Source organism: Bacteroides caecicola (assembly GCF_023337095.1).
Taxonomy (GTDB): domain Bacteria; phylum Bacteroidota; class Bacteroidia; order Bacteroidales; family Bacteroidaceae; genus Phocaeicola; species Phocaeicola gallinarum.
The window spans coordinates 290,346-309,661 of sequence record NZ_JAMBLM010000004.1; the positions used below are offsets into that span (position 1 = coordinate 290,346).

Below are 19,316 nucleotides of genomic sequence, written 5' to 3' on the forward strand. Positions count from 1 at the left end.
GAGCAGTAAGCGGTTGCAAAGGTACGAAAAACTATTGTAATCCGTACCTGTATCGGCTTTCTTTGTCGGTTTACGCCTGCGGGTTGGCAGGAGGAGGAGCAGGAGTCTCCACCGCATTCTCTGCAATCAGCAACAAAATGTCGCCCTCTTTCAGTTCAACATTACCGTTCGGAACGATGTAATCTTCTCCACGTTTTATCATCATTACCAATACTCCTTTCGGAAAAGGAATGTCGCGAATATGCTTTCCGTGCGACAGAAGCTGATGCGTGCAGTACACCTCGTGAAGCTGGCTGCCCACCGTTTCAGGGATTTCGATGCCGAAGTTTTCCTCCGTATCGGGTACGGGCGTCGACAAGCCTAATTTCTTGGCAACCCATGAAAGCGACATGCCCTGAACAAGCAGTGAAAGCAGCGTAACGAAGAATACGATGTTGAATATCTGGTCGGCACCGTTTACCTGCTCTACCGCCGGGTAAGTGGCAAAGATAATCGGGGCGGCACCACGCAATCCGACCCATGAGATGAAAGCCTTCGACTTATGGCTGATTTTATTGCCGAACGGCAGCAGGCTGAGCCACACACTGACCGGGCGTGCTATCAGATTCATGAACAGGCTTACGAGTATGGCTGTTATGGTTACGCCCAACATTTCGTGCGGATTAACCAGCAATCCTAAAATAAGGAACATGATGACCTGAAGCAGCCACGTCATGCCGTTTAAGAAGGTGCCGATTTCTTTTTTCTTGAATAAATTACTGTTTCCTATTACCATTCCGGCAATGTAAACCGCTAAATATCCGTTCCCTTTCAGCAAATACGCAATACAGTAAATAATGAATATGAAACTTAAAACCAGAATGGAGTATAACTCGCCGTTTTTAAGATTGATGCGGTTTACCACCCACACCGTCAGCTTGCCGAAGAAATACCCTCCGATGCCTCCTACGGCAAACTGGAGCAACAGCGAGCCGGCTATCTCCATGCCCGACAAATGTCCGGTTTGGATACACTGGATTAAGATGATGGTGAGCATGTATGCCATCGGGTCGTTACTTCCGCTTTCCAGTTCCAGCATGGGGCGAAGGTTGTTTTTCAGATTAATGCGCTGCGTACGCAGGGTGTTAAACACCGAAGCCGAGTCGGTAGACGACATGGTGGCGGCAAGCAATAGCGAGCCCAGCAAGCTGAACCCGATTTCGGTGTGCTGCCATCCCGATATCCAATAGATAAATACCCCCGTAATGAGTGTGGTAAGCAATACCCCTACGGTAGACAGCATGACTCCCGGCATTAAGATGGGGCGGATGTCTTTCCATTTGGTTTCCATACCTCCGCTGAACAAGATGATACATAACGCTACCGTTCCGATGTTTTGTGCTTCGGAAATGTTATGGAACTGGATGCCTAAACCGTCGCTTCCGAACAGCATTCCCGCCAAGAGGAACATCAACAAGGTAGGAATACCGAACCGGTATCCTGTTTTACTGATAAGAATGCTGCAAAAAATAAGAAACGAACCTACGAGTAAACCGATTTCTAACGTGATATTCATTGATGTATGTCTATATGATTTTCCGAATGCAAAGAAACTAAGATTTCTGGAAATATCAGCTTCTTTTTAAGAATAAAATGTTCTGTATTTCTTTACTTTATGAGTAATTAGGAAATATGGGATAGTTGCAACGAAATATGTATGATTGCTAATTTAAGGATATTGCGTTATTTTGCGGATGAAATGCTGTCTCAATGCAATGTAATATAGGTTATGGAAGAAAAAGGTATAATTGTTGGAGATCTTGAGAATACAGAGTTGTTGGAAAAAGTGGCAACTTTTTACGATAATCGTTTTGCCATTATTGACAATGTACATAATATCGGGGAAAACACGGTGGCTAAGGTAGAGGTATTTGCCGTAACGCTTTGCTTGAAAGGGAGAGGCGCGCTCTACATAGACGACAGGGAGTATACGATCCATGCAAACGATATATTGATTTGCTTGCCTAACGTAATCCTTGAACACGGTATGATGAGTGTGGATTTCGATTGCTGCGGATTTATTCTGTCGCCGGAGTATATGACTCATATCGGAATGCTTATCGGGCATAACTGGAATATGAAAATGTTTCTTGAAAAATATCCGGTATTTTCGTTGAATGAAGAAGAGGTCAAAACATTCTTGCAGTATTTTGAGTTGTTGCGTTCGCGGCTTACGGGTACGCCATGCAAATACCATAAAGAATTGATGGAGGCTTTGTTGCAGGCGTTTATGTATGATTTCGGAAGCGCATTGGAACGTTTCGTCGAACCGGCTAATCTTTCTTATACATCGGGCGACAATCTGTTCCGTTCGTTCCTCGACCAATTATCTTCCTCTTACCCCAAGAAACGTTCGGTGGCTTATTATGCCGACCGCCTGCACGTAACGGCTAAATACCTTTCGGCTGTATGTAAAGACGTTAGTGGAAAAACAGCTTCGGATTGGATAAACCGTTACGTAATGAAAGATGTGGAATACCAGTTGAAGCGTACGCGGAAAAGCATAAAGGAAATAGCCAACGAACTTGATTTCCCCAGTTTGTCGTTTTTCGGGAAATATGTGAAACGTTATTTGGGCGTATCGCCGCGCGAATATAGGGATAAGCTCTTAAATGAGGTGATATAAAGAAAAAAGTATTAATTTTGTCGGCAAATCAAATAAAGACAATGCTAATATGAAGAGATTATTATATGGTTGCTTTGCCTGTATCTTGTTTGTCGGTATGTCGGTAACCGGCTGTGCAGAAAAAGATATGTCGATGAAAATGAATCAGCCCCGCAATATTCGTGGAGTGGTTAGTTACAAGCGTTCGTTTGGTGACGTAAATGCGGTACAACTGGCTACGGCTAAGAAAATAGGCATCCGTCCTATCAGCTCGCGCGAGGAAGCCGATGAGATGGTAGGAAGTCTGGTAAAGATAACCCCCTGCGAACGCTACGATATGGATTCGCTTACTCATTCTATTCCCTATCTGATTCCACAGGCAAGTGCGTTGCTTGATACCATTGGAGTGAACTTTCTGGATTCTTTGGAAAACAAGGGGCTTAATCCGAATAAAATAATTGTAACTTCTGTAACGCGGACAAAAGAAGATGTGAAACGCTTGCGACGTACGAACGGGAATGCATCGCTTAACTCTTGTCACTTCTACGGTACCACGTTCGATGTAAGCTGGAAACGTTTTAAAAAGGTGGAAGACCCGGACGGGCGTCCGATGCAGGATGTTAGTGCCGATACGCTGAAGTTGGTCCTTTCAGAAGTGTTGCGCGATTTGCGCAAGGCAGACCGCTGTTACGTGAAGTATGAGTTGCGTCAGGGATGTTTCCATATTACGGCAAGATAAAACAGGGCAAGGGGTATGTTTCGGTATTTTATTTATTTGGGATACGACGGTACGAATTATCATGGCTGGCAGATTCAGCCTAACGGGGCGAGTGTGCAAGAAACATTGATGAAAGCCTTGTCTACATTCTTGCGCCGGCAGGTAGAAGTGGTAGGAGCGGGGCGTACCGACGCGGGGGTACATGCTCGGCTGATGGTGGCACACTTCGACTTTGAAACCCGTCTGGATGTTGAGGGAGTAACCGACAAACTGAACCGTTTGCTGCCTGCGGATATTGCCGTTTACCGCGTATGCGAGGTGAAACCTGACGCACACGCACGTTTCGATGCTACTTATCGTACTTATAAATATTACATTACCACGCGCAAAGACCCCTTTAACCGCATGTATGCGTGGAGGGTATTCCAATCGTTGGATTTCGATAAGATGAATGAAGCGGCGCAAACCCTTTTCGATTATACTGATTTCACCAGCTTCAGCAAGCTGCATACCGATGTGAAAACCAATAATTGCCGAATCATGTATGCCCGTTGGGAACAGGAAGCGCCCGACGAATGGGTATTCACGATTCGTGCCGACCGTTTTTTAAGAAACATGGTGCGTGCCGTAGTCGGTACGCTGGTCGAAGTGGGACGAGGGAAACTTACTGTCAATGGCTTTCGCAGGGTTATCGAAGAGAAAAACCGTTGCAGTGCGGGGACTTCCGTACCGGGACATGCCCTTTTTCTGGTCGATATCGGTTATCCCGACACACTGTTCGAGGTTTAAGCCTTTATTCTTTCATACGGGGAGTTTCCTATACTCGGTAGGAGTATATCCCACGTTCTTTTTGAAAAGCCGGTTGAAATGCTGCGAATATTGGAAGCCCAGTTCATAGGCTATTTCGCTGACTGTTTTCTTTGTTGCGATGAGTTGCTCTTTGGCGGCATCTATTATTTTATTCTGTATGTATTCTTGTGCCGTTTTGCCGGTTTCCTTCTTTATCAGGTCTCCAAAGTAATTCGGAGAAAGATATACTTGGTCGGCAAAATATTTCACCGTAGGCAGTCCTTCCGTTTGAGGCTTCCCGCTTTGGAAATAAGAGTCGAGCAACGTTTCAAACCGGGTAAGTATATCTTTGTTGGCTTCTGCGCGAGTGATAAACTGACGGTTGTAAAAGCGCATACAGTAGTCTAACAGTAATTGGATATTTCGGGCTATCAGCCGTTTGCTGAGCCTGTCTATGGGATGTATCAGTTCCATTTGCGTCTTCTTCAGGCAGTCTAAAAAGATTTCTTTCTCTTCTTCCGACAAATGCAACGCCTCGTTCGAATTGTACGAGAAAAATGAGTACGATTTGATTTCCTGTCCCAGCGATGTCCCCTTTATCAAGTCCGGATGAAACAAAACGCCCAAAGCCGAAGGTTTTACGCCTTCGGGCATGTCGGTTTCTACCACCTGCCCGGGTGCGAAACTGGTGATTGTACCTTCACTGTAATCATATATCTGTCTTCCGTAGCGTATGTCTCCACACTTGGTTTGCTTCAAAAAGAGCGCATATATACCGTAATTAACCGTGAAGTGGGTTGGAAATTTGGTAGCATTATTCAGATCGACCACGCTTACCAGCGGATGAAAAGTTTCAAGCCCGAATAGGTTATTGTATTTTTCTATCGTGTCCAGTTGAATTAAATTGTCCATAGTAGCCAGTGATTAAGTATGAAGCAAAAATAATGATTTTATTTGCTTTCTGATTCATGTGGACCTGAAAATCTGTAAATTAGTTACAACCTTCAGCAAGATATATACATTCTTTTCCCGTCACGGTAAAGGCGCGTAAAACGGTATGGGTAGCGTTACTTATCTTATGCGGTAGCGTTAACCGGTTCTTCCCATAGCGTAAAGTGGTTTTTCGAGTAGCGTTTTTGGGGCGAAAGAACAGGCTCTTTAGAGCTTTTCTGTGAGGTATTTCCAATAACGGACGGGCAGGTCTTTTTTATGCTTGCGCGGATTGATACGCTCTTTGATGCAGATGGATTTGAAATAGTTTTTCCACATTGATTGTATTAACCGTTCGTCTTGCGCCAAGAGGTCGTCGTCAAGTATGCCTGTTATCAGATGCGCCTGCCGAGGTTCGGTAAAGGTGATTTCGTTTACCATCTCTCCGTCGTAGTAATAACCGTATTGTCGCCTGCTGTCGTAAATCAGCCAACGCTGGTCGGTAAAGCGGTCGCGGAAATGCTCAATGGTGAGCGGAATAACGTTGTAGATGGGTGCCATTATGCCGAAATAGATGCCTTCGGCAGTCTTTTGGAAACGCATGAACTGAAGGACACGGTAACGTTCGCCGCTTACCTTTTTGCTGAGCTGAAACAAAGTCAGCACGTCGGTATCTGCAAAATTTGTTTCCGAAAAACCGGGCGATTCGAATACCTTTCTCATGTAGCGGAACATCAGCATCGGGGCTTCGGACAGTTCCGACAGCCAGCATTGTGAAAAACAGCTTAGCCCGCCGGCGGAGAGTTTCTTTTGCAGCCCCTTCCATACACGTTCAGCCTTTTCGGTGTCGGTGGTTACGGTATACGATTCATCGTAAAACAGCGGAAGCGGTTCGCCGTCGGTAAGTAGCATGTCGGGGAACCGCTTACGGAAATAAGCGTCGAAAAGGGCGGTAAGAAGCCCCTCGAACGTATGGTCGTATAGGAAGATTGTCATTTCACCGGGGTATCGCGGTATCCGTTAAAGAACTTTTTGAAAAACAGCCATTGGTAATCCATCGAGTTGTTCCAGTATGCCTCATTGTGTACTCCCGGACGGCTGATGAAGTCGTGGTGGATTCCGCGTTCCGCCAGTGCTTGGTGGAATTTCAGGTTCACATCGTAAAAGAAATCCTCCGTACCGCAGTCGATAATCATGGCAAGGTCGCCGTCTTTCAGTCTGTCCAGCTGGTTGATGGCTGTATGTGCGTCCCAGCGTCCCTGATTGGCAGCTTCTTCTCCTAATTGCTTTTTCATGTCCCAATTATCCGGAAACGGGCGGATGTCTACTCCTCCGCTCATGCTTCCGCCTGCTCCGAAGATGTCTTTATGACGGATGGATAGCCACATGCCTCCGTGTCCGCCCATGCTGAACCCCGTAATCGCCCTTGCGCGGCGGTCGGCTACAGTAGGGTAATGGCTGTCGATGTAATTTACCAGTTCTGAAGAAACAAACGTTTCAAACTGGCTGCCTGTTTGCAGCGGGCTGTCCCAGTACCAACTGTTTTCTCCGTACGGACAAACAACGATGATGCCGTCGGCATCTGCCATTTGGGGAAGTTCGGGCTTCAGTTTTAACCACGAGCGGGCATTTCCGCCATACCCGTGAAGCAAATACACAGTGGGGCAGGGTGCCGACGCCTTGCATTGGTCGGGGACGATGACCAACACTTCGATGTTTTTTTTCATTTTCGGACTTTCTACCGACAGCGTGTCGATGCGTGCTGCCTTTGCTGCTGAAACAGTAAACAACAGCAATCCGAGGCAGAATAAAGTGAGGCATTTGCGAGTCATATCAATAAGTTTTGAGTTTACTGCTTACAAAGGAATGAAAAAAACAAGAAACAGCAAACTCAAAACACCAAAAACTCTTAAACCATATCGTCGCCCGCTTTCGTATATTTCACACGAATGGTCTTATGGAAAGGGATGAAGCGCGAAACGATGGCTATGACGAGCGTTATCACAAACAGGTAGCCCAGTATTTCTTTCAGCGACAGCAATAAACTTTGCTCCTGAAGAGTGCCGTATAAAGAATTGGTAGCCATGCGTACAGCCTCATCGTATCCATGCCCTTGCGCCAGATAAGTGTTTAGCGACTGGTCGTAACGAGCGGCGGCAATGGGGTCTGCCATGGTTACCGTCTCGGACAGCGAATGCAGGTATTTCTGTTCCAGCCGGTATAAGACGTTGCTGTAAAATGCGGTAGCCATGATGGGTGCTAACGCCGACCGCGTAAGTATCAGGAAAAAGGCATTTGCCAACAAGTATTTCGGGTTTAAATCTTCTACAGCAAACAGTGCGAATGCGATAATCAGCACAAGCATCCCCAACCCTCTGAAAAAGATAGGCAGATACAACATTTCGTAAGTGCTGTCCGGCGAAATGGTAAAATACAGCGAGCCGAAGAAGAACGCAAAACATGCCATGCCGCCTGCTATCAGAAAGCGGAAGCGCCATCGTTGCCACCTGAACCACCAGAAACAAATAAAGGCTCCGAGGAAATATCCGGGAATCAGATAGATATAAAGTGAATACAAGTGGGTGGTATCTACCTTCAATATGGAATTGAGGTAATTGGTTATTAAAGTGGTGGATGTGCTGAAAAACATCACAAGCATCATGTAAAAATATCCTACGATGGCTTTAGGCTGATACAGCGGTGCCAGACTCACAAACGGTTTCTGGGAATGAGACTGCATCCAGATGAAATAAGTAATCAGCATCGGAGCGATGACGATGTAGGCACATATCTTCGGAGAAGCCATCCAGTCGAGCACCTTTCCGTAGTTAATGACATATATCAGCATCAGTATTCCGGCGGAGATGACAAACATTTCGCGCACATGGAGTTCGGAAACAGGTATTTTCTCCAAGCTGCGGTTATGGCGGAAGCAGATGATGACACATAAAATGGCTATCGCGATAAGAAGCATCATGAAATAATACATATACTTCCAGTTATAGTAATACGCCAGTTCGACGGTGACAAGCATCGACAACTGTCCGCCGCTGAATACGATAGGATAGAAGTAGGCATAAAACTCGCTACGTATGTTCCGCGGGCTGAATATCTTTTGGATGCGGCGGATAAGCCATAACATAAGAAATCCTTTTAGAAAGCCGATGGCAAAACTGCATACGATAACGATATCTATGTTTTCGGAATAAGCACATATCCAGCTGAGGAAAAACTGCAGGATGAGGTCGGTTAGCAGAATAAACTTAGACGAAAACGTATCGAGCACTTTCGGGACAATGGGATAAGCTATCGCCATGCCTGCCGAAGTAGCATAATATCCCATTGTAATGTCTTCGGTATATGTGCCCAACGTGTTGGATACTTCCAGCGAACTGCCCGTATACGAGCCGTTCAGCATCGTTACCGGTAGGAGGATGATAAAGAGAATGGCAATCCCCAGCCAGTCGGGGACCCATTGGCGGACAGGTACGTCCAGTGATTTCATCGTCATCATTGGCGTAAGGCTTCAGTTTCTACCATCATTCCGGCTCTTAGATGCGCCATGTCGTTGAGGCTCACATCCTCAAGGTCTATCCGTACAGGAATGCGTTGTTGTACTTTCACAAAGTTGCCTGCCGAGTTATCGGTCGGGACGAGTGAGTATTTCGAGCCGGTGGCTTCGGATATTGCCGTAACCCTGCCCTTGAATATCCGTCCCGGCAGCGCGTCGACCTTGATGCGTACTTCCTGTCCGATGAAGATGTTTCGGATTTGCGTTTCCTTGTAATTAGCCGTAACCCATTTGTCGGTATTGCGGACGAGGTAAGAAATGGTTTGCCCTGCCGATACGTATTGCCCCGGTTCCAGCGTGCGGCGTCCCATATAACCATCGTAAGGTGCGGTAAGTACGGTGTAAGAAAGATTCAGCCGGGCAAGGTCAAGGTCGGCTTCACGCTGCATGATGGCGGCTTCGGCACTGATGGTACGCTTGCTGGTTTCGGTGTATTGCGATTGTGCCGCCCGTTTTTGCTCAAGTAAAGCCTGATAACGGGCCTGTGCAGCTTCGTAGGCAGCTTTAGTCTGTTCAAACTGTTGCTGAGGAACCGATTCTTCTTTCAGCAACCGCTCAAAGCGGTGGTAATCTTGTTCCAACTGCCATAGTTGGGCTTTGGCTTCGGCAATGTTGGCATCTTGAACGGCTATGTTGGTGTGCGATGTCTCGATACCCGAATGAAGTACCGACTGTGACCCGTGGGCATCGAGCAGGGCAGCTTCCGCCTCTTTCACCCTTATCTGATATTCGCGGTTGTCAAGTATCAGCAAGGTGTCGCCTTGACGCACGTATTGGTGTTCTTTGAAACGCACTTCTTTGATATATCCCGAAACCCGGATGTTCAGTGGAGCTACATATTGGTCGATAAACGCATCGTTGGTTATTTCATAGTTGATGTATCGCCAGAAGTAGTTGACAGTCCACCACAAGCCTGAGCCTGCCAAAAGAATACATACGATGTTGAGAACAATGTTGCGCGTTCTTAATTTTCTTAGCTTTTTTTGTTTTTCCATCAATTCCATAGACGAGTTTTTTGCGTTTGTAAGTGCCGGCTAAATTCTTCCGCAGGCTTTTAATAATTGGTAATAGGTATAAATAACTCGTGTGCGTGCCGTTGTGAGTTGCAGTTCTACGTTAAGCCTTACCGAGTTGGCGTCGAGCAGGTCGGTCAGTATAGCCAGCTGGTTCATATAGCGGTTTTGCATGATTCGGTAATTCTCTTCTGCCTGACGTACCGACAGCTTCAACGCCTCGACTTGCAGCAACGCCTCTTTGTGTCGCAAGTAAGCAGTGCGTACCTCTATGCGTATGTTTTGTTGTTTTTGGCTTTCTTCGTTTTTGCGCAGAGAAACCTGCAGTTTACTTTCTTTTATCCGATGATTTTCCTTGAATAGCGAAGACAGCGGATAAGAGACCGACAATCCCACGTTCCATGTATTGTTATACATGTCTGCCATTGTGCGCGACAGGGGACGTGCCAATGTATTCGAAGCATATAAAGAAACGACAGGCAAGTAGGCTGCTTTGTTTAAGCGTACGCCGTTTTCCGCCAGTTCGGTTTGCTTTTTCAGTAACTTCATTGCTGGGTCGTTGGTATAGGCTTGTTCGATGTACTCATCGTAATCGCTTAACGCCACGGAGCGGTAAAGCAGGGTAGTGTCGGGCTTCAGTAATAGCGTTTCATCTTGTCCTAACAGGATGTTTAACTGCTGCGAAACCAATGCGATGCTGTTTTCGGTTTCTTGCAGCGACAGGCGGTCGTTCGTAAGTTGCATTTCGCTGCGTAATACGTCGTTGTTCGTAATCAGCCCCTCCTTTTTCATGCGCCGTATGTCGTGAAGGCGGATTTCCGATTCCTCGATGTTTCGTGACAGTACCTCGTGTTGCTTAAACAGGCTGAACAGGTTCATGTATTGGTTCAGCAGGCTGAGCTTGACCTCGGCTTCATCGCTTAACTGTTGCAGTTCCGCCACCTGTTTTTCCATGTCCGCTTGTCGGATGGAATAACGGATACGTCCACCCTCGTAAAGCGGTTGCGTAAAGTCGATGGCATAATTTTGCGACCAGTCGGGCGTTTCAGGATGCGTAGGGTCTGATAATCCGTGTTGAAACACAACCGGCTGTCCCACATATCCGCCCCGTAGCCCGATTTGCAAGTCCGGCAGCCGAGACGTGCGCGCCGTTTTCGTCCGTTCGTGTGCCATAGCCGTCTCCAGTGCGTCAGCCTGAAGTTGCAAATTATATTTCACACCCCTTTCAAACAACCGCTCTACCGGTAGAAACAGCGTGTCGGCATGTTCTGCCGCCCTTGTAGAGCCGATGGAAAGCGATGCTAAAAAAAGAATGACGGTAAGTGTTTTCTTATACATTTTCAAGCACATTATATACAGTTCTTAATTCAGACAACATGGTTTGGATGCTTTCCTTTCCTATAATATGTTCTGCTTTTTCGTACACTTGTCCGAGTATAGGACGAATGTCTTCTTTAAATTTTTCGCCTTTCGGCGTAAGAAAAACCAACTTGTTTCGTCGGTCGGTAGGGTCTTCTTTGCGGCATACGTACCCCTTTTTCTCCAGATTGTTCATTAAGTTGGTAAGACACGCTTTGTCTTTGGCTATCCGTTCTGATAAAACTTGTTGGGTAATACCTTGTTCATACCACAGGCTACATAATACTTGAAGCATTTCAAACGTTATCCCTGCATGGTTTTTTCTTAAAGTTCGTTGCATGGCACGCCGGAACGCCATGCGGGTACGGAATACTTCTAACATGAGTTCTCTAAACTCTTCTCCTTCTTCCATCCTATTTTGCGACCGTTTAGTTTTACGGCTGCAAAGGTATGACTTTTTTCTGAATTAGTCAAATGATTGACTATTCCTCTTGCCTTTATTTCAAGAAACAGCTTCTTTTATGATGAATATGAGCAGCGGAAAAATCGCCGGTGATGTATCATAAGAAGAACAACATTGAGAAGATAGAGATTTTCTTGATGCTGTTTTTTTGTTTTTATTTTTATACAGAAATCTGTATTGCCTTATTTTCCCGCCCTGCTGTAAACGCTGTTTGTAACTTGTTGATTTTTAGTCGTAAAATTTCTTCCCATAGCGTTGACTGTTTCTACCCGAAGAACACTTGGTTTCTATGGGTAGAGTTGAGGCGTTCATGCGGTAGAAAAACCAGTGAACAATATCGGGGTTTTATTGTTATTAGAATTACATGATAAAAATCACATATATATGCAGTTTAATTAACCTTGAATAACCTTAAACAACTATGCAAAAAAGTACCCGTAAGGAAAGACCGTGCCTTCCGGATATGAAATCGAATCCATCTATTGTCAGCATATTTCATGCTGTTCTGAAATTGATCTTACACTAATAACCTATTTACTTAATACTAAAAAGATGTACAAATTTATGGAAAAAAATAGTGGGCGCACAGTTCATCAGTGGATACTTCTCACTTTTTTAAGTATATTATTTTTGCAAATCCAAGTTTTCGCCCAAACCGGTAATGAAATCACCGGAAAGATTACCGATAAAGACGGTGAACCCCTGATAGGAGTAAGCATCGTAGTGAAAGGGACTTCAGCCGGAACGATTACGGATGTAGACGGACGTTTCAAGATTGAAGCCGACAGAAACGATGTGTTGGCTGTTTCTTACATTGGTTATGCCACCCAAACGATTCAGTTGCTGAACGCCACGTTGCCCCTGAACATCGTGATGACCGAAGACTCGCAGAAGATAGACGAAGTGGTGGTTACGGCTTTGGGTATTAAGCGTTCTGAAAAGGCGTTGAGCTATAATGTTCAGAAGGTGGACAATGAAATGCTTACATCGGTGAAAGACGCCAACTTTGTCAACAGCCTGAACGGTAAAGTAGCCGGTGTGAACATCCAGCGCAGCGCTTCGGGCGTGGGCGGAGGTACACGTGTGACGATGCGCGGAAACAAGTCTATCAACGGCGATAACAACGTGCTGTATGTAATCGACGGTGTTCCCGTAGGAAACCAAGCCGATCGTGAGGGAGACGGAACAGGCTTCGGCAAGGGACGCACGTCGGGCGAAGGTATCGCCAATCTGAACCCGGAAGACATCGAAAGCGTGTCGGTACTTACCGGTCCGTCGGCAGCCGCCCTGTATGGTGCAAGTGCCGCAAACGGAGTTATCCTTATCAATACCAAGAAAGGTGCAGCGGGAAAAATGCGCATCGGAGTATCGTCATCCGTAGAATTTATGACGCCGATGATGCTGCCTAAGTTCCAGAACGAGTATGGCATTTCCGGCAATTACTATTCATGGGGCGATAAGTTGGAAAACCAGCCGTGTTATAATCCGAAAGATTTCTTCGAGCTGGGAACTACCTTTAACAATTCATTTAATCTTTCAACCGGAAATGATAAAAATCAGACTTATTTTTCTGTCGCAGCTGTTAATTCGGCCGGTATTGTACCCAATAATAAGTATCATCGTTACAATGTCACGCTGAGAAATACGGCTAAATTTCTGAACGATAAACTGACGCTGGATGCGTCTGTAAGCTATATCCGTGAGTATTATAACAACATGATTTCTTACGGAACGTATTTCAACCCTATCGTTGGGGCATACTTGTATCCCCGCGGTGAGGAGTTCGGACGTGAAAAATACTTTGAGCGCTTTAACAGTGAGCTGGGCTATTCGGAACAGCAGTGGACTCCGGGCGATTTCGGTTTCGATATCCAAAACCCGTATTGGATTGCATATCGCAATATCCGCCCCGAGGTGAAAGACCGCTACATGTTATATGCATCGCTGAAGTATGATATTACCCGTTACTTGAATATCGTAGGACGTGTTCGTCTGGATAATACCTATACCGAGAAAGAAGACAAGCGTTATGCTTCGACGATTAACACATACGCCGGAGCAAACGGATTTTATGCTTACTCTAACGAGACGTACAAACAGAAATATGCCGATATTATGGTAAACTTCGACAAACAGTTTGCTGAAATCTACCATGCAACGGTCAATGTCGGAACGTCGTTTGAGGAATACGATACCAAAGGACGGGGCTACGGCGGACAACTGCTTTTGGTTCCGAACAAGTTTGCGTACAGCAACATCGACCCCACCCAAAGCTACGCCAGCCAAACGGGAGGCGACAGCCGCAAAAGAAACTTCGCACTGTTTGCTTCAGCCGAACTGTCATGGAAGTCAGCATTATACCTCACGCTGACGGGAAGAGCCGACAAGCCTTCGCAACTGGTAAACAGCGACGAACCGTGGATATTCTACCCGTCGGTAGGATTGTCTGTCCTCGTAACAGAATTGTTGCCCGACAAGGTGAGAGAAACATTGGCTCCTACTCTGGGCTTTTTGAAAGTAAGAACATCATATACCGAGGTAGGTTCGCCTATCCTTTATACCGGACTTACTCCCGGAACGCTGACTCACGAGCTTCAAGGAGGTACGTTCAAACCCTTTAAGTATTATCCGGTATCGAATCTGAAGGCAGAGAGAACCCGTTCTTACGAAGTGGGTATCGACTCCAGATGGTTTAACAATGCGCTTACACTCGGATTTACATATTATCATTCGAACACGTATAACCAGTTGCTGAAAGCCACGCTGGGCAGCAGTTACGAATACATGTTCGTACAGGCAGGAAACGTTCAGAATAAAGGTATTGAACTGACGGTAGGATTCGACAAGACTTGGGGCGGATTCAATTATAATACAACGCTTACCGCCACTACCAATAAAAACAAAATTGTCCGGCTGGCACGCAATGTGCTGAATCCTGTAACCAATACGCAGATCGACCTGACCGACATACAGGTAGGACGATTCCGCTTGAGAGAAGGAGAAGAAATCGGTACGGTTTACGCCAATGAATGGCTGAAGCGCGATGAAGATAATTATGTAGATTATCAGCCCGGACAAGCCTTGACCACCGAAACTACCACTCCGTATAAGCTGGGCAGCGTAAACCCGAAATGGAATTTGGGCTGGCAAAACGGCTTCGGATATAAAGGCTTTAACCTGAACCTGCTGTTTACGGCGCGTATCGGCGGTATCGTAATATCGAAAACGCAGGCGGTGTTGGATAAATACGGCGTATCAGAGGCTTCGGCAAAAGCACGCAATGCCGGAGGTGTATCGCTCGGACATTTTCAGGTAGATCCTAAAGCATATTATGAAGCGGTGTCTAACTTGGATGCTTATTATACCTATTCTGCTACCAACGTTAGATTACAGGAAGCCCGATTGACTTATAACTTCCCAGACAAGTGGTTTAAGAACGTAGTGAATAACGTCAGTCTGTCTGTATACGGTACAAATCTGTGGATGATTTATAACAAAGCTCCTTACGACCCCGAGCTGACAGCTTCTACGGGAACTTTTGGTCAAGGATATGATTATTTCATGTTGCCCAGTCAGTCTGTTTATGGCTTGAGTTTGAAGTTTGGATTTTAAAATAAAATAAAGGAATTGAATATGAAAAAATATATAATTCTGCTTTTGACACTTTGTTCGATGTCAGCTTGCGATTACGAGACCGTTAACACGGATCCTTACGGTGTTTCTGATGAAGAATTAGGGCCTCTTAAATACGGTGCGCGTTTTATGAATATGCAGCAAAGAGTGATTCCTATCGGTTCGCCCAGCTTGACAACAGGACCGGGAAACGATTTGCAAAATACAGATTTGATTTCGTCGGGTAACTATATCGGTTATTTTGGAAATAATAATAACTGGGGATTTAACAACGAATCGAACTGGAACTTTACTGATAGCAGAATGAATTATGCCTATCAGAATTTCTATTCGTCAATCTTTTTGCCGTGGAACGAAATCTATGAGATAGCAAAAGATGCCGAATCTCCTTCTGAACAGGCTATTTTGGAGATGGCAAATATTGTAAGAAACGTGGCTTGGCTGCGTGCTACGGATGTATTTGGTCCTATCGCCTATACTTCTGCCGGCGATGGAAGCATTGCTCCGAAGTTCGACAGTCAGGAGGTGGTTTATAAAACCATGATGGCTGATTTGGCTAAGTCGGTCGAACTGCTGAATACCATTTCTTACAGAGTTATGTCGCAATATGATTTGATATACGACGGTAACGTACAGAACTGGGTGAAGCTGGCAAACTCTTTGATGTTGCGAATGGCTGTAAGAGTTCACTTCAAAGACGAGGCATTGGCTCGCGAATACATTGCCAAAGCATTAGACCCCAAGAACGGCGGAGTGATTGAAGATATTGCAAGCGAAGCCAAAATCCAGACTTCCGCCAAGATGCCGTTGCTGAATTCGATGATGGCATCTGTGAATGATTACAATGAAACCCGAATGGGAGCCACCATCTGGGGATACCTGCGCGGATACAGAGACCCGCGGCTTAGCAAGTATTTTACACAGGGCACGTATGGTTATGGCAGTTATATGCAGAAAGATTATTTTGCGGTAGCACCGGAAAATACAAACTCGAAGCAGGAAACTACTTGGTCGGAAAAGTTCGCTTCACGCCCTAACATTGATGCAAACTCACCGCTGTATTGGTTCAGAGCGTCCGAAACTTACTTCCTGAAGGCTGAGGCTGCCCTTTATAATCTGATGGAGGGAGACCCGCAAACGTTTTACGAACAGGGTGTGAGCATGTCTTTCCAAGAAAACGGAGTGAATGGTTTTACGGCAGATTATCTGGAGACTACCGATAAGCCGTTAGGGATTAGAACGATGGCTTACTGGTATGGCGACTATGGTCACGATTTAAGTATCGGCAACACTTCTCCCAAGTGGGACGATTATACGGGAAGCCTGCCGCAGAAGGACGAGCAGTTGCAGAAGATTATCACTCAGAAGTATCTGGCGCTTTATCCGAACGCGGTAGAGGCTTGGACTGAATACCGCCGTACCGGATTCCCTTACATCATGAAACCGATGGACGGGGCTGCTGCCGGACGTATCGGTGCATCGGCTGAAGATACCAGAGCGCCCGAACGTTTCCGGTTTGCTCCCACGGCTTATAATTCTAATCCTAACATGGCGGAAATCCCGAAACTGTTGGGAGGTGATGATATAGGAGCCACTAAAATGTGGTGGGTACGTTCAGACAGACCTAAGCAGCCTAATCAGTAATCGTTTAATCCATTTTAAAGAAGCGTAAGTTATATGAAACTACTAAAATATTTATACATCGGAATAGCAGCATTATGCGTTACAAGCTGTTCTGATTGGACATCGGAAGAAAGAGAGATATTTGAAAATCAGGAAGGCTTGTACAAGCGGATTCCGTTGATTGAAGCTCAAAGTGAAGACGACTTGACACCGACCATGCGTGAACATTTCAAGCGGATACGCGAATACAGAAATACACCTCACGTAAGAGGCTTCGGGTGGTTCGGTAACTGGACGGGGAAAGGAAATAATGCCCAGAATTATCTGAAGATGTTGCCCGACAGTGTGGATTTCGTATCGCTTTGGGGAACCAGAGGTTCTTTGTCGGAAGAACAGAAAGCCGACCTGAAGTTCTTTCAGGAAGTAAAAGGCGGAAAAGCTCTCTTGTGCTGGATTATTCAGGATTTGGGAGACCAACTGACGCCCAAAGGCATGAACGCCACACAGTATTGGGTGGAAGAAAAAGGTAAAGGTGATTTTTTAGAAGGGGTGAAAGCCTATGCCAACGCTATTTGCGACAGCATTGAGAAATATAACCTCGATGGTTTCGATATCGACTACGAACCCGGGTACGGACATTCGGGAACGTTGGCAAATGGTTATTACATCAGTCCCGAAGGCAATAATAACATGCAGGTGTTCATTGAGACCTTGAGTAATCGCCTGCGCCCTGCCGGACGGTTGCTGGTAATGGACGGTCAGCCCGACTTGTTGTCTACCGAAACTTCCAAGTTGGTCGATTTCTATATCTATCAGGCATACTGGGAGTCAAGAACATCCTCGGTTATCCGGAAAATCAATAAACCCAATTTGGATGACTGGGAGCGCAAAACGATTATCACCGTAGAGTTTGAACAAGGTTGGAAAACCGGAGGCATACGGGGATATACGAGTGAACGCGAGGAGCTGAATAACATGGAAGGAACTCAGATTCTTGATTATGCAACGCTTGATTTGCCCAGCGGAAAACGAATAGGAGGTGTAGGTACTTATCACATGGAGTACGATTTTCCCAATGACCCGCCTTACAAATGGTTGAGAATGGCGTTGTATTACGGTAATCAGGTATATCCCGGTAATTTTGAGTAACATAAAAAATGGCTTATATGAAAAAGAATATTTGTTGGATGATTCTGTTGTTTCTGGCAAGCAGTTGCCAAAACGAATTATATAAAAATCCGTTGGATGAATTTCAAAGCGAACAAGGTGTTTATATAGCTACCAAAGGTATTTTGCAGAGCTTCGTGGAAGAAGATAAAGATACGAAGATTGACGGACTTCAAGTAGCTTTGGCGGTTCAGGATACCCGCGAGGTGAATGTTACGCTGGAAGCGGGAAGTGAGGAGCAACTGAAGGCATATAATGCGAAAAACGGAACGAACTATATTGTGCTTCCGAAAGAGATGTACGAAATATCTCAAAACGTAACCTTCATGCCCCGTTATGCTATGGTAGATGTGCCGATTACTTTGAAAAACGTAAAATTTTCAATGGAAGGTAATTACGCGCTGCCCGTCCGCATCACAGGTGGCGATGTGAATGTTATCAAGGGACAGGAAGAAACCTTGCTGGTACTTGAGCAGCGGGTAAATACGAAAGCGCTCCGCATCAGTACAGACGGTCGGGGTTCGGGTAGTGAAGATAATACCATGTTCCCAAGCGACTTCAAAGTTGACCAATGGACGATGGAGGTTATGGTAAACCGCTCAAGCTATAGAAGCAACAACCGGTCTATTTGCGGAACCAAGCTGGTTGCAAATGCCAGCACGCTGGACGAAATCTATGTACGTTTTGGTGACGTGACGATTAATCCGAACCAGTTGCAGATTAAAACCGGAAGTTCGCAGATAGATATTCCTGCCGATAAGTTCTCGGCTCAGCCTGATACATGGTATATGTTGGCTTTCGTTTACGACGGGCAGAAAAACTCTGTTTACGTCAACGGGGCTTTGGTGGCTGAACGTGAAATACGGACAGGGCCTTACGGATTGATCGGTTTCTGGATTGGAGGCTCGAATGAGCTGATTCGCGAGGTTCGTTTCTGGAAAACGGCAAGAACACCGCAGGAGATTGCTTCGAACGTATGGAAGATGGTAAACCCCGACGATGAAAATCTGTTGCTTTACTATCCGCTGAACGGTAAAAAGAGAGACCGTGAAACCGGCGAGGTGGTAGAGGATGATACGAAACTGTGGGATTGGAGTAAGAGTGAGAAAGATTTGCCCAAACACTCTACTTACACTTTCGATGACAACGGAGGAAACGGGTTCATCTTCCCGCCGCAAGAGTAATTGCAAGTAAATGAATCGTTTGGAGCCTGTTTGGATGTTCCGGCTTTAATGAATTTACATCGGAAAAAACGCTACCGTTAGCGTTGGTCGTTTCATGCGGTAGCGTTGCCCGGTTCTACCCATAGTGTTGACTCGTTCTTCGGGTAGCGTTTTTCATGCCTTGAAAAGGGGGCGGTGAGGTTACTTTATCGGACAATTCAAACAGATTCTTAACCATATATT

The 19,316-nt window shown here is 45.7% G+C and carries 15 protein-coding genes; 7 read left to right on the plus strand and 8 right to left on the minus strand.

The features are described 5' to 3' along the window. Positions 1–70 precede the first annotated feature (70 nt). Positions 71–1,555 (minus strand): potassium/proton antiporter, encoded by a 1,485-nt coding sequence (locus M3085_RS05945; protein WP_249052516.1) that lies wholly within the window; start codon positions 1,553–1,555, stop codon positions 71–73. 213 nt (positions 1,556–1,768) lie between these two features. Between M3085_RS05945 and M3085_RS05950 the strand changes: the two genes are divergently transcribed. The 3 genes from M3085_RS05950 to truA are packed head-to-tail and all read left to right on the plus strand — an operon-like array spanning position 1,769 to position 4,151. After that, positions 1,769–2,665, plus strand: a complete 897-nt coding sequence (locus tag M3085_RS05950) for an AraC family transcriptional regulator (protein WP_178256676.1) — start codon at positions 1,769–1,771, stop codon at positions 2,663–2,665. 49 nt (positions 2,666–2,714) lie between these two features. Further along, complete coding sequence (locus tag M3085_RS05955; RefSeq protein WP_178256675.1) at positions 2,715–3,383, plus strand: DUF5715 family protein; 669 nt, start codon at positions 2,715–2,717, stop codon at positions 3,381–3,383. Between the two features lie 15 nt (positions 3,384–3,398). Continuing rightward, positions 3,399–4,151 (plus strand): tRNA pseudouridine(38-40) synthase TruA, encoded by a 753-nt coding sequence (truA, locus tag M3085_RS05960; RefSeq protein WP_249052517.1) that lies wholly within the window; start codon positions 3,399–3,401, stop codon positions 4,149–4,151. Between the two features lie 12 nt (positions 4,152–4,163). Here the strand turns inward: truA and M3085_RS05965 are convergent, their stop codons facing one another. From M3085_RS05965 to M3085_RS05995, 7 genes are all read right to left on the minus strand, one after another. Next, positions 4,164–5,063 carry a helix-turn-helix domain-containing protein gene (locus M3085_RS05965; RefSeq protein ID WP_178256673.1) on the minus strand — a complete coding sequence of 300 codons (900 nt, stop codon included), beginning with the start codon at positions 5,061–5,063 and terminating at the stop codon, positions 4,164–4,166. A gap of 246 nt (positions 5,064–5,309) precedes the next feature. Further along, a complete protein-coding gene (locus tag M3085_RS05970) occupies positions 5,310–6,077 on the minus strand; it encodes a TIGR03915 family putative DNA repair protein (RefSeq protein WP_178256672.1) in 768 nt (255 codons plus the stop codon). Continuing rightward, positions 6,074–6,913 carry an alpha/beta hydrolase gene (locus M3085_RS05975; protein WP_204499289.1) on the minus strand — a complete coding sequence of 280 codons (840 nt, stop codon included), beginning with the start codon at positions 6,911–6,913 and terminating at the stop codon, positions 6,074–6,076. Before M3085_RS05975 ends, M3085_RS05970 begins: the two co-directional genes overlap by 4 nt. A gap of 77 nt (positions 6,914–6,990) precedes the next feature. Beyond that, complete coding sequence (locus M3085_RS05980; RefSeq protein WP_178256670.1) at positions 6,991–8,595, minus strand: MFS transporter; 1,605 nt, start codon at positions 8,593–8,595, stop codon at positions 6,991–6,993. Further along, positions 8,592–9,656 (minus strand): HlyD family secretion protein, encoded by a 1,065-nt coding sequence (locus M3085_RS05985; protein WP_178256669.1) that lies wholly within the window; start codon positions 9,654–9,656, stop codon positions 8,592–8,594. The genes M3085_RS05980 and M3085_RS05985 overlap by 4 nt, the downstream gene beginning before the upstream one ends. Before the next feature lie 30 nt (positions 9,657–9,686). Then, a complete protein-coding gene (locus tag M3085_RS05990) occupies positions 9,687–11,015 on the minus strand; it encodes a TolC family protein (protein WP_191709663.1) in 1,329 nt (442 codons plus the stop codon). After that, complete coding sequence (locus M3085_RS05995; protein ID WP_178256667.1) at positions 10,996–11,436, minus strand: MarR family winged helix-turn-helix transcriptional regulator; 441 nt, start codon at positions 11,434–11,436, stop codon at positions 10,996–10,998. The genes M3085_RS05990 and M3085_RS05995 overlap by 20 nt, the downstream gene beginning before the upstream one ends. Positions 11,437–12,051: 615 nt before the next feature. Here M3085_RS05995 and M3085_RS06000 point away from each other — a divergent pair. Genes M3085_RS06000 through M3085_RS06015 form a run of 4 tightly spaced genes read left to right on the plus strand, consistent with a single transcriptional unit; the run spans position 12,052 to position 19,094 of the window. Then, complete coding sequence (locus tag M3085_RS06000; protein ID WP_249052518.1) at positions 12,052–15,099, plus strand: SusC/RagA family TonB-linked outer membrane protein; 3,048 nt, start codon at positions 12,052–12,054, stop codon at positions 15,097–15,099. A 21-nt stretch (positions 15,100–15,120) separates the two neighbouring features. Next, positions 15,121–16,764 (plus strand): SusD/RagB family nutrient-binding outer membrane lipoprotein, encoded by a 1,644-nt coding sequence (locus M3085_RS06005; RefSeq protein ID WP_249052519.1) that lies wholly within the window; start codon positions 15,121–15,123, stop codon positions 16,762–16,764. A 33-nt stretch (positions 16,765–16,797) separates the two neighbouring features. Further along, entirely contained in the window at positions 16,798–17,892 is a 1,095-nt protein-coding gene (locus M3085_RS06010; RefSeq protein WP_249052520.1) for an endo-beta-N-acetylglucosaminidase family protein, read from the plus strand. 17 nt (positions 17,893–17,909) lie between these two features. Next, positions 17,910–19,094 carry a DUF1735 and LamG domain-containing protein gene (locus M3085_RS06015; protein ID WP_249052521.1) on the plus strand — a complete coding sequence of 395 codons (1,185 nt, stop codon included), beginning with the start codon at positions 17,910–17,912 and terminating at the stop codon, positions 19,092–19,094. Positions 19,095–19,316 lie beyond the last annotated feature (222 nt).

Coding starts and splice junctions, on each gene's coding strand:
- truA (WP_249052517.1), top strand. CDS start 3,399: ATGTTTCGGTATTTTATTTATTTGGGATACGACGGTACGAATTATCAT.
- M3085_RS05970 (WP_178256672.1), bottom strand. CDS start 6,077: ATGACAATCTTCCTATACGACCATACGTTCGAGGGGCTTCTTACCGCC.
- M3085_RS05995 (WP_178256667.1), bottom strand. CDS start 11,436: ATGGAAGAAGGAGAAGAGTTTAGAGAACTCATGTTAGAAGTATTCCGT.
- M3085_RS06010 (WP_249052520.1), top strand. CDS start 16,798: ATGAAACTACTAAAATATTTATACATCGGAATAGCAGCATTATGCGTT.
- M3085_RS06000 (WP_249052518.1), top strand. CDS start 12,052: ATGGAAAAAAATAGTGGGCGCACAGTTCATCAGTGGATACTTCTCACT.
- M3085_RS05945 (WP_249052516.1), bottom strand. CDS start 1,555: ATGAATATCACGTTAGAAATCGGTTTACTCGTAGGTTCGTTTCTTATT.
- M3085_RS05980 (WP_178256670.1), bottom strand. CDS start 8,595: ATGATGACGATGAAATCACTGGACGTACCTGTCCGCCAATGGGTCCCC.
- M3085_RS06005 (WP_249052519.1), top strand. CDS start 15,121: ATGAAAAAATATATAATTCTGCTTTTGACACTTTGTTCGATGTCAGCT.
- M3085_RS05990 (WP_191709663.1), bottom strand. CDS start 11,015: ATGTGCTTGAAAATGTATAAGAAAACACTTACCGTCATTCTTTTTTTA.
- M3085_RS05965 (WP_178256673.1), bottom strand. CDS start 5,063: ATGGACAATTTAATTCAACTGGACACGATAGAAAAATACAATAACCTA.
- M3085_RS05955 (WP_178256675.1), top strand. CDS start 2,715: ATGAAGAGATTATTATATGGTTGCTTTGCCTGTATCTTGTTTGTCGGT.
- M3085_RS06015 (WP_249052521.1), top strand. CDS start 17,910: ATGAAAAAGAATATTTGTTGGATGATTCTGTTGTTTCTGGCAAGCAGT.
- M3085_RS05950 (WP_178256676.1), top strand. CDS start 1,769: ATGGAAGAAAAAGGTATAATTGTTGGAGATCTTGAGAATACAGAGTTG.
- M3085_RS05985 (WP_178256669.1), bottom strand. CDS start 9,656: ATGGAATTGATGGAAAAACAAAAAAAGCTAAGAAAATTAAGAACGCGC.
- M3085_RS05975 (WP_204499289.1), bottom strand. CDS start 6,913: ATGACTCGCAAATGCCTCACTTTATTCTGCCTCGGATTGCTGTTGTTT.